This is a genomic window from Acinetobacter sp. T63 (assembly GCF_053852345.1).
This window is the reverse complement of record NZ_JBSQDF010000004.1, coordinates 1-11,175: the sequence shown is the minus strand read 5'-3', so window position 1 is coordinate 11,175 and position 11,175 is coordinate 1. Positions and strand designations below refer to the sequence as shown.

Below are 11,175 nucleotides of genomic sequence, written 5' to 3'. Positions count from 1 at the left end.
GTTATACGCAATACACTTGTATATTAACTGCAATATCAATAACTTATCTTAATGATAAAAATCTAAAAAATATAAAAAAGCCGACTTTGAAACAAGTCGGCTTTTTTATGAGCAGTTTTGGAATGTTTTGCCAATAATTTTGACTAAAAATTACGCGTCTCAACTTGAGTGATACAATTTTGTGATACATTATTGTATATACAAATTTGAATGTTTTTATGGAACAGTATTTCGAATGGGATGAGGCAAAGAATCGAAAGAATCAGAAAAAACACGATGTCTCTTTCGAAACGGCAAGCCTTGTTTTTGAAGATCCTCTAAGGATCTCAATCCAAGACAGACATACCGATGGTGAAGAACGTTGGCAAACCATTGGAAAAGTAAAAGGCGTACTAATGCTATTAGTAGCTCACACCATCTTTGATGAAGATGACTGTGAAATCATACGAATCATTAGTGCAAGACAGGTAACTAAAGCGGAGCGAGATAAATATGAGCATGGTTAGATACTCACGCAAAGAACTGAATGAAAAATTCAGCGACAAGCAAGATGCTGAAATTCAACGCTTGCTTGCTAAGGGAACGGTTCCTGACGATCAGCTAGATCTCTCAGATATTCCTGAAGTTGCCGACTGGAGTAATGCTGTACGCCAAAATCAATTTTACCGCCCAGTGAAGCAACAAACTTCAATTCGGTTAGATGCTGATGTACTTGCTTGGTTCAAAGCACAAGGCAAAGGTTATCAAACACGAATGAATGAAATCTTACGGGATGCTATGCTAAAAGAATTAAAAAATCATCAATAAAAATGGGAGCTTAGGCTCCCATTTTTGACTTCGCATAAGGTGTATTATGTTAATTTTAGGGAAATTAATAAGTTATTTGTAATAGTATTTTATTATTGTAATAATGTCGGCCATCAATTCACATTTCAAAATAAATGCAAAAACTTTTTTTTAAATACGTCTCAGTTGGAGTGTTGAACACAATAATACATTACTGTGTATTTTTTGTACTCTATATTTTTTTTTCTCAATCACAAGCTATATCTAATCTAATCGCTTTTTGTGTAGCTGTAACTTTTAGTTTCTTTGCAAATGCAAAATGGACATTCGATTCTCATGTTAACTTTTATAGATACATCGCTTTTATTTGCTTTATGGGGCTTTTGTCATTTTTAGTTGGATATTTATCAGATCTGTATCACTTAAATATAGCTATAACATTGATAGGTTTTTCAATCATAAGTTTAATCTTGGGTTTTTTATATTCAAAATATTTAGTGTTTAGGAAGTAGTATGAAAATATCTCTAATTGTTCCTGTTTTTAATGAAGAAGAAGCTATCCCTATTTTTTATGACGCTGTTAGAAATTATGCTCCCCTTAAGAAATATGATGTGGAGATCATTTTCATTAATGATGGTAGTAAAGACAAAACAGAATTAATTATTAACGAACTATCACTTACAGATAAGTTTGTTAGAGCATTAAGTTTTACTAGAAACTTTGGTAAAGAGCCTGCTTTATTTGCAGGGATAGAGCATGCAACTGGTGATGCTGTTATTCCAATTGATGTTGACCTTCAGGACCCCATTGAGGTTATTCCGCTACTGATTGCAAAGTGGCAGGCTGGAGCTGATATGGTTTTAGCTAAACGAAGTGACAGAAGTACTGATAGCTATTTAAAAAGATCAACGGCTTTGGCATTTTATCGATTACATAACAAGATTAGCTCACCTAAAATTGAAGAAAATGTTGGTGATTTTCGATTAATGTCTAGAGAGATTGTAGAAAATATTAAGAGACTACCTGAAATAAACCTTTTTATGAAAGGAGTACTTTCTTGGGTTGGTGGAAAGATCGATGTTGTTGAATATGTTCGTCCTACAAGAAGTGCTGGTCAAACCAAGTTTAATGGGTGGAAGCTTTGGAATCTTGCATTAGAAGGGGTTACAAGTTTTTCAACGATACCTTTGAGAATTTGGACATATATTGGACTTTTAATTGCAACCTTATCTTTTTTATATGGTTCTTGGTTGATTTTAGAAACTATTATTTGGGGAAATGATGTAAAAGGATATCCATCATTATTAGTTTCAATCCTATTTTTAGGTGGTGTACAGCTTATAGGAATAGGCGTTTTAGGGGAATATATTGGTAGGATCTATATGGAAACTAAGAAACGACCAAGATATATTTTAAAAAGAGATTTAAATAATGAAGGGCAGAGTAAAACTTGAAGAAAAGAGAATAACTGATGTGGGGCTAGGATTTTAGACCATGCTTATTGGGGAGTAGATTATCACTTATAGGAGTGGTCTAAAATCCTAGACCCACATCACTTTCCAACGGATTATTCTGTACGTAAAGTGATTTACCTGGCAATTGATGCAGCGTCTAAAAAGTGGAATATTCCTATTCGCTCATGGCGTTTAGCCATGAGTCGCTTTATTATTGAATTCGGTGACCACTTAAGCAATCACCTTTAAATTTATGAAAAGCAATTACACAAAATTATTTACAGGCTCAATGAGAAGACTAGATTATGAATGAATCATCAGGAAAAAAAGTTAATATATTCTATCTAATGATATTTTTGACTATAACTTGTTTGCTAGTAGGCCTATATCATGAACAAGCTTATGTCGCTATCGATACCACCATATATACTATAATTGGGAAAGATATTGTTGAGTCACTAACCTTACCATATGGTAATACTTTTGATCACAAGCCACTACTAACTTACTACATATACGGTTTTTTTTACTACTTGATTGGTCAAAAGCATCTATATTTATCGATAGCATTTGCGTGTGCTTTGAGTAGTGCTATTATTTTAAGTGGTAAAAACTTCAATAAATTTTTGGTTGTAAGTTCATTTCTTTTAGTGTCTTCATTTCTGATTGAGAACTTTTCCGGTAATACGGAAATGCTAATGTTACCTTTTATATGTTTGTATATATTTTTTTATACGTCAAAAATTAATGTTAAGTATCAGTTTTTCCTCATAGGGGCAACAGCTGCTTTATTATTTAATATCAATTATTTAGCAGCCGCAATAATGATGCCTAGTACCCTTTACATGTTCTTTTCTAAGGGTTTTGAATCCTATATCTATAGGATTCTTAAATTTTTAGCTGGCTTCTTATTTTTATGTTTTATTTTATTCTTTCCATTTTATTTAACCAATCAAAGTGTAACTGAATACTTTACACTACAATATCAGTTTTTAACTGGCTATTCAGGTTCGGCTAGTAGATTAAATAGCTTAGTATATTTATCTAAACTCATCATTATATTCCTTCCTATAGTCATTTTTTATGTAATAAAAACAAAAAGAGATAAAAACTTTTATGTTACTTTACTACTTTATGTTGGTACGATTTTAGGTGCTTTCGTCTCAGATCGTGGTTATGCTCATTACTTAGAGCCAATGGTTATACCATTATCAATGATGTTTTGGGCTGTTATAACTCAAGAGAAGGCAGTAATAATAGCAGTAATAATTTTGCCTATTGCAGCAGCTCTAACCTACTTATTACCTTTAAAAATAGATGCACTTAATAAAATAAATGATATTAAGACATATCAAGCGCAACAAGATCTCAGTCACCTAAATAAATTAGCACGCATCAATAATAGCGCTCTGAATATTCGCTCCACTCATCTCGTGTATTTATATTCTGATTTAAAAAATGTTAATAAACTCATCTGGTCTGACCATCCTCAGATCGTGTTTGGAAGCTATGCGAATGATTACTATATAAAGGAACTTGGAAAGTCACCCTACTTGGTGATGACAGCGGTGGATATGTGTGACGAGCCAAATAAAATCTGTAACATCATTAACAATCATTACGTTTTTGATAGTACATCTAAAATCCATACTGGTTATGATTTATATGTGCGAAAATAAAGTATATTTCGTATAACAGACGTTACAGTTACGTTAAACGACCTCGTCTTATAGTGTTTTAAGAGCCTGTAAATAATTTTGTGTAATTGCTTTTCATAAATTTAAAGGTGATTGCTTAAGCGGTCACCGAATTCAATAATAAAGCGGCTCATGGCTAAACGCCATGAGCGATTTTAAGGAAATTCTGGCAATTTTAAGAAAGCAGAAGCCTGATAGGATAAGGGTTCTGTGAAATTTGTCGTGTACAGCGGAAAAATTTAAGGATATTGAAACAAAAATTAGATGCAGATACTGAGTAAAATATAGATTTAAAAGTAAATCAACTTTGAAAGATGAACTTACTTTTATATTTTAAAGCAGTTAATTATTAGACTTCTTGCGTTAGTCAAAATTTAAACAGCCTAAAGCTACATTTAATAAGGTTTTAGTCAGTTCAAAAATTAGGTAAACGATACTTTCGCAAGAGATCTATTATTTAACATAAAATCTCTTATACGAAGTTACAAAAAATAGGAGCTAAGCTCCCATTTTTAATGCATTTTTTTAAATAAGACTAGGATGTGCATCTAAGATGCGAATTAATGCTGTTGGTCCCGCCCGATAAGTAAAAACCAAAACCTCCTATCCCTCAGCTTGTTTAGAATCTTTTTTCCATTTCTCATAATTTTTATCGAGATGTTCTTTCAATACACTCAAAAATTGAGATTCAGCCTCTTTATATAGAGTATTGTTTGCAATTAGATTTTTAAGCTTTTTCATATAGGCAAGTTTTAAAGTTCTGGCACCATGATCAAACCAAGACTGATTGTATTTATCCTTAAATAATCTTTTTTCAAGATGATATAGATTTCCAATCTGCTGACGAACACCACGATAGCCAAGATAACCTTCCAGAGCCCTAAAATGCCGTTCAAAATAGACTTTTTTTTCATCTAAGCTGGCATTTTTTTCAATCATATTTTGAAATCGTAAAACAACTCTTTTTCCTTGTTCTAATTGTTCCTTATAAGCACGGTCAGTCAACCGCCAAGTCCAATCTGTCGCATGTTTCTCATTGGTCCAATTCTTGGCTTTAAGTTCTTTAATGCTTTTTTTGGGTTTTGTCAGCCGCACCAGTTCATACTTACCGACAATGATTGGGGCTATATTGGCAATATTATGAAAGGTCTCTGCACTTGGACAGATCTCAAAGATTTTACGGTTAATCTTCAATAAATCTTGTTTGTCTGTTTTGCTCAAAACTTTTTTAGTTTTTTCATCAAATAAGAAAGCATCACTGGTGCGGCAAAACAAATAAGCATCGACTTTGGTTAAAAAAACGGATTCACCATGCTCAAATTTCTTCCAGCGTTCATCGTCACTCATTCCCTGTAAATATTCATATCTAAAATTAATGATTAGGCTAAAAACAGGCTCCACATTCAATCTTCTACGATAAGTCTGTTGAGCCGTGTCTAATAAGTGATAACGATCAATCCATTTATTAATCATGCCCTCTGCTTCATCAACATCAAAGCTAAATTTTTCGGAAACAAGATCATATTCATTCGTCATCAGTCCCATGATATTTTTTGTAAAATCTTTTGGGTTATAACTGTAATAGATCATTTTTTCTTATTCCTAAAAAGATTTACAAAAGTGATTCTATAAGAGATTTATAAAGTATATTCCTAAAAAATTCTATAAATATATTCTTTAAATTAGAAAATTCATATTTTATAAATTTTAGATCGTACTAATGAACCACCTTTGGTGATTCTATAAATAGCAGTTCCAAAAATTGGTCTTGACGACCACCATTTGATCAAATATAACGCTTTTAAGGTCTTTGATTTTTGTGTGGACTGCCAATCCATGAGCCAATTATTTTCTGTTTGGTTCCTGGGTTGCCTACCCATGAATCAGACACACTCCCCCTTCTTGAGGATTGCCAGTCTTTGAGAAGCTTTAGTGGTGAAGCTGCGTGCGTGAGGAAACTCTAGCTGGCGCGGCTACACGAGGGGCTAGCGGGTGTGACTCCCGCTTTCTACCTGTTCACTCATTTTGATGAATGAACACCCTCCACTCCCAAGGTGGAGGTCAGTTGGGCGACAAGGACACGGGATCACGGTGACGTGGCGGTGGGAGTAACTTCCCTCCTAGGCTGAAAGGGCCGAAACCCTGTATTAAAACAGACAGTCAGAGGACTCACGGAATGAGTAACCTCGTCAATAGCTGATAACCAGACGCTTCAAGTCAAAAACAAAAATAAAGACAAGGGCGTAGGTTATACCCGCAGGTGGGCTTTTGAGGGCATCGTGAGGTGTCAGGGTTGCAAGGCGAAAGCTGGCGCAATCGGTACTCGATTTTAGGTGAAACAGTGAAATTGTCGGATGACATTCTGTTTTGCTGTCGAGATCAATGGATAGCTCAAGCCTGTAAGGTCGTCAACATGGTGCTGTTTAGGCTGTGTATGTCGATATGGGTAAGGCGTGAACGTGGATGATTATTAACTGCATACAGCATTGTATAAACCTGATACGACTTGGAACTGCGATCGGGGGAGATAGGAATGTAGGTGTTGTATGCAGGAGATCGGCACGGGTTCTGCCAGTTTTCAGGCAACTGAAAACAACTGTTTTAATGCTAACTTGGGAAGCAGTTTTGTTTAATGACGAAGCCGTATTGCTTAAAGATTTCTCTTTAATTTGAAGAGGTCTTTATTCAATCGGAGGCAACTTCCGAAAACAGAACTGTGGGAGAGTGACTTAGTAGGGCTTTGCTGTAATGGCAGAGGAAGCATTTCAATTCGAGTGAAAGGCGAGCGTTGAAATGAGTAACGAAAGGACACGCCATTAAGTTGGAGTGTGTAAGAGAATTGGAAGAATGTGGTTTGAGGATGGAGTTTGGCAACTTCATAGGCTTGGCGGTCTAAACCCTCCAGCCACATTTGTAAAAATCGACCTAGAAGATCAGATTCGAGTGGCATCGGATCCAGAAATTCCAAGAACCTTGAGAAAACAAGTCAAATCAAAGTCTTTGATCCGACTTTTTAAAAACGGTTAGTGGGGACCTCACTTAAAAAATCCTGACGCAGCCGATTCTGCTGAACGAAATTAAAAATCTGTGTGTCCCTCATCACACATAAATAACTGAGTTCGAGGTCCTGAGCATTGACCCTAATAAACTGCTTTCCATTTTGCGCTCATTTGCGTTCTTAGCCGTTTTTTCTATTTGACATAGGGTTTCCCATTGGTAATCAGTGAAAAAACGCGCATACCCCCTATTTTTTGCTTTTAATCGCTATATCAGAGCGAGTGTCTACGAGCGAACACACCAAAAGTTGAGCCTAGACTCCCTGAAAAACAGCTTTTTTAGGCTGTGAAGTCAAAAAAGGCGTAAATCATATGTAGAAAATTGAGCCTAGACCGAGCGAAGCGAGCAAAAAAGTACTATGAGCGAAGCGAATTCCGAGTTGCTTTTGCTTTTTCTAAAACTCACGAAAATATTAACCAAAAAATTGCCCCTCGAATCGAGCGAAAGCGAGATTCAATAGAGTTTGAGCGAAGCGAAAACCAAGGGCAATTTTTCATGATTGGGCTTTTAATTATTTTAAAGTTTTTAAATTCTTTTAGACTGCCTATAAGCCTTATATTTCAATAGATTCAAAGAATATGTAAGGACGTTTAGTTACCCATATAAGGACGTTTAGTTACCCATATAAGGACGTTTAGTTACCCATATAAGGACGTTTAGTTGTCGTTTAAAGACAAATTTATACTTGTCTTTAAAATGATTTGTATTAATATGTCTTTTAAATCTATTAATAACTCATATAAAGACGTTTAATTACCACATGAAAAAAGATCTTGTAGTTAAAACAAATCGTTTGAATCAAGCATTTCAGGTACTTTCCTTAGCAGAATTCCATATTGTTCAATTGGCTATTGTAGATGCAAGAGACACTGGTACAGGATTAACTACAGATATGCCTCTAAGAATAGATGCATTACGTTATGCCGATGTATTTGGTACTACTCGACAAAATGCTTATATGAGAATGAAGGAAGCAGAAGAAACCCTATTTAATCGCCGATTCAGCTTTTTTGATGAAGATGGAAAACTTGTAAAAAGTCGTTGGATTTCTCAAGTTAAATATTTGGACAATGAAGGGGCCATAGAAATTGTTTTTACGCCTGCCGTTGTTCAAGGCATTAGCCGTATCAATGGAGTAAAAGAATTCTTTACTCAATATCTTTTAAGCCAAACAGCCAACTTGAAAAGTGTGTATTCAAGCAGACTCTATGAATTATTGATTCAATGGAGAAGTACAGGAAAAACTCCTATTATTAATTTAGAAGATTTTCGTGCGCAGCTTGGAGTCGAAGAAGATCAATACAAATTAATGAGCGATTTTAAAAAAAGAGTTCTTGATCTAGCTATTAATGACATTAATGAAAAAACAGATATTAAAGCAACTTATCAACAACATAAAAAAGGCCGCTCTATTTCAGGATTTTCATTCACCTTCAAACAAAAGAAAACGGACAATCAGCTTATAGAAAACAAGCGAGATCCGAACACGATAGATATTTTCTCAACCATGACAGATGCTCAACGCCACTTGTTTGCAAACAAACTTTCGCAGCTTCCGGAAATGGGTAAATACTCTCATGGCACAGAAAGCTATCAGCAGTTCGCTGTACGTATTGCTGAGATGCTCCAAACCCCAAAGAAATTTAAAGAACTATACCCTTACCTCAAAAAAGTAGGCTTCAAGGCTACCTAGAATATAGACTTGCTGATTTGTCTATTAGACAGTCTAATAGACAAGACATTTTTACAAGATTAGGCATCGTTTTACACCATGAAAAGCCTTTCAGTTTTAGAATTATCCAAGCTTTACGGCATAAATAGACAAACGATTTACAATCATATAAGCAAAGGAATTTTAAGTAAAAATTCCGATAATAAAATTGATTTTTCAGAAGCTATCCGTGTATTTGGAGAGCCTGCTCAAAAACCGGATGTCAAAGAATCTGTAAAAATAGACAGTCCAAGTTCGGCAGAAGTTTTACTGCTTAGACAGCAGATAGACATGCTGAAAAATCAGCTGTCAGATGCCAAAGACAGGGAATCCTTCTATCAAAACCAGATTGAAACGATGCAGCGCTTATTGGAAGCCCCAAAAGCCAATATGACTACGTTTACCGATCAGAAATCTAACCAGGATATAGCAACAGATCCTCGGTTAGAGCCAGAGCCAAACTATGACGAATTGACTACTTCTGAAAACAAGGAAATTCTTGTCCCAGAGCATGTTAAGCCTGAACCAAGAAAACGTGGTTTATTTGGCCGTGTGCTGAATGCCGTCTTTGATAATGATTGAGCGAAAGATCATGCCAAAACTGAAAGAGATCCTGCAAGGTATTGCCTTTCTGTTTGTCGGGATTCCGATCATGATCATAGCCAGCATCATGGATCAACGTGCCTTTAAAAAAGAGCGTGAGCATCGGCAGAAAGCCCAAGAGCGAAGCAAATGATTGTGCAGTGAAATTTATCAATCCAGCCTCAAATTGCTGAATAAATAGGCGTATTGCGTGAATGATCCACTAAAAAGCCCAGTTTGTTGAAACTGGGCTTTTTAGTGGATCTCAATGCATTGATTTAATTGAATTTCATAAGCGCATTTCGTATAACGTGTATTATGTTAATTTTAGAAAAACTTTCAAATTTAAAAACACGAGAAGCTAATGAGAGCATTACTAGAAACTGTATTTTTTCCATTTATGGTAAGCCAAAAATTATGGTGGATCCTCGTCTTTGGCATAGGGTTATCATTGCTAATCAAAATTGGCATGGACTATCAGCTAGCAAAATTACATGCTCAAACGGCAGGTACATTGTTAGAAAGTCTAGAGCCTCATCGACTAATAAAACGTTCAAACTATCTGATTATAGGAATTCTTATTTGGACTCTAGTTGCATCTATTAGAGAATATAAGAACGCTTATAAAAGATTTTTTTAATAAAAATAAGTATAGAAAAACAAACCCTGTAAAAATTTTTAACGATACAAAACAATATCTTAATAAATATCTAGTATCAAAATACTAAAGTCCTAGATAACACCCTGTTTACACCCCTGTATTTCGTGTGTATTCTAATGTCTATTGAGAGATGTGATGTAAGTGTGGTGCTTCTTCTGCTCTCATTTCCTAATCAAACTGCAGAAGAGACTTACTATGAATACACAACTTCCTAACTATTTTTGGGTTAATCATAAACAAACATATAAAACTGAAGTTGGAGATGGTTATCTCTGGTCCCCAAAAGTAAATGCCAACAATAGTTTCAATCAATCATACGAAAACATGAAACTCGTAAAACCTGGTGACATTGTTTTTTCTTACGCAATGGGAGTCATCCAGGCATTAGGCTGTGCTAGATCATCAGCTTATGAGGCAGAAAATCCTTTTCAAGAAACAGGACATTGGGGGAGCGTTGGCTGGAAAGTAGATGTTGATTTCTTTGTTGTCGAAAGTAAATTTAAGCCTAAAGACTTTATTGATGAAATTCGACCATTATTACCAGCCAAATATTCCCCAATCAGCGCAACTACAGGAAATGGCAACCAAGGTTGCTACTTAGCAGAAATTAGCGCCAACTTGGCCAGTTACTTATATGAAAAAATAGATCCTTCCGGAGAGCTGGAAATTGGTCAATTAGACCAAGATAAAGATGAAAATATTCCTCTAACATCAAAATCTGTATATATCTTGCAGCGCATTGGGCAAAACATCTTTCGAAAAGAACTAATTAAGAAGTTTGGGCATTGTCCGCTTACTGGAATCCGTTTAAATGAGTTGTTACGTGCAAGCCATATTAAACCTTGGAGGATTTCAAATGATAGTGAACGCTTAGATTCATCAAATGGAATCTTATTAGCAGCTCACGTAGATATATTATTTGATAAAGGACTTATTTCATTCGATGATGAAGGAAACCTTCTTACTAAAAATAATGAAGTAGATAATTTGCTAGAGCAAATGAATGTTCAAACTAGAAAAATTGAGTTACCACAAGAGTCAAAAAAATATTTGAAATGGCATCGAGATAGCTTTAACTATCCAATGTAAGATAAGTTGAGTAAGAAATAGATTGCTCTATTTCTTACTCTACAAAACATATTAAAAATATGTGATGTAAGTGTGGTAATAGGATTATTACATGCTCTCAAATATATTGAAACGACTACCCATTTAACATAATGGTG

The 11,175-nt window shown here is 35.1% G+C and carries 11 protein-coding genes and 1 pseudogene; 11 read left to right on the top strand and 1 reads right to left on the bottom strand.

The genetic code is table 11. From position 1 onward, the window contains the following. The first annotated feature begins 218 nt into the window (after positions 1 to 218). The 6 genes and pseudogenes from ACVLR6_RS15145 to ACVLR6_RS15120 all read left to right on the top strand — a co-directional run bounded on the left by ACVLR6_RS15145 (position 219) and on the right by ACVLR6_RS15120 (position 3,920). Positions 219 to 506 carry a BrnT family toxin gene (locus ACVLR6_RS15145; RefSeq protein WP_039890878.1) on the top strand — a complete coding sequence of 96 codons (288 nt, stop codon included), beginning with the start codon at positions 219 to 221 and terminating at the stop codon, positions 504 to 506. Next, a complete protein-coding gene (locus ACVLR6_RS15140) occupies positions 493 to 807 on the top strand; it encodes a BrnA antitoxin family protein (protein ID WP_163143224.1) in 315 nt (104 codons plus the stop codon). Before ACVLR6_RS15145 ends, ACVLR6_RS15140 begins: the two co-directional genes overlap by 14 nt. 134 nt (positions 808 to 941) lie before the next feature. After that, positions 942 to 1,298: a GtrA family protein gene (locus tag ACVLR6_RS15135; protein ID WP_395527364.1), complete on the top strand. Its 357-nt coding sequence runs from the start codon at positions 942 to 944 to the stop codon at positions 1,296 to 1,298. A 1-nt stretch (position 1,299) separates the two neighbouring features. Beyond that, positions 1,300 to 2,241, top strand: a complete 942-nt coding sequence (locus ACVLR6_RS15130; RefSeq protein ID WP_455996234.1) for a glycosyltransferase family 2 protein — start codon at positions 1,300 to 1,302, stop codon at positions 2,239 to 2,241. A gap of 102 nt (positions 2,242 to 2,343) precedes the next feature. Further along, positions 2,344 to 2,490 (top strand): annotated as a pseudogene (locus tag ACVLR6_RS15125) (IS256 family transposase); the annotation flags it as partial. A gap of 56 nt (positions 2,491 to 2,546) precedes the next feature. Then, positions 2,547 to 3,920 (top strand): hypothetical protein, encoded by a 1,374-nt coding sequence (locus ACVLR6_RS15120; RefSeq protein WP_455996232.1) that lies wholly within the window; start codon positions 2,547 to 2,549, stop codon positions 3,918 to 3,920. A gap of 621 nt (positions 3,921 to 4,541) precedes the next feature. Here ACVLR6_RS15120 and ACVLR6_RS15115 read toward each other — a convergent pair. Further along, positions 4,542 to 5,528, bottom strand: coding sequence for a hypothetical protein (locus ACVLR6_RS15115; protein WP_225518789.1), 987 nt, complete (start codon positions 5,526 to 5,528; stop codon positions 4,542 to 4,544). A 2,227-nt stretch (positions 5,529 to 7,755) separates the two neighbouring features. Here ACVLR6_RS15115 and repM point away from each other — a divergent pair. From repM to ACVLR6_RS15090, 5 genes are all read left to right on the top strand, one after another. Then, positions 7,756 to 8,688, top strand: coding sequence for a replication initiation protein RepM (gene repM / locus ACVLR6_RS15110; RefSeq protein ID WP_166135756.1), 933 nt, complete (start codon positions 7,756 to 7,758; stop codon positions 8,686 to 8,688). A gap of 78 nt (positions 8,689 to 8,766) precedes the next feature. Continuing rightward, a complete protein-coding gene (locus ACVLR6_RS15105; protein ID WP_166135759.1) occupies positions 8,767 to 9,288 on the top strand; it encodes a plasmid replication DNA-binding protein in 522 nt (173 codons plus the stop codon). Between the two features lie 10 nt (positions 9,289 to 9,298). Continuing rightward, the gene (locus tag ACVLR6_RS15100) at positions 9,299 to 9,442 is read left to right on the top strand and encodes a hypothetical protein (RefSeq protein ID WP_171521856.1); all 144 of its coding nucleotides are present in this window, start codon (positions 9,299 to 9,301) and stop codon (positions 9,440 to 9,442) included. Positions 9,443 to 9,652: 210 nt separating this feature from the next. Further along, entirely contained in the window at positions 9,653 to 9,928 is a 276-nt protein-coding gene (locus ACVLR6_RS15095) for a hypothetical protein (RefSeq protein WP_057692633.1), read from the top strand. Positions 9,929 to 10,144: 216 nt separating this feature from the next. Beyond that, positions 10,145 to 11,038 (top strand): HNH endonuclease, encoded by an 894-nt coding sequence (locus ACVLR6_RS15090; RefSeq protein WP_216972119.1) that lies wholly within the window; start codon positions 10,145 to 10,147, stop codon positions 11,036 to 11,038. The last annotated feature ends 137 nt before the right edge of the window (positions 11,039 to 11,175 follow it).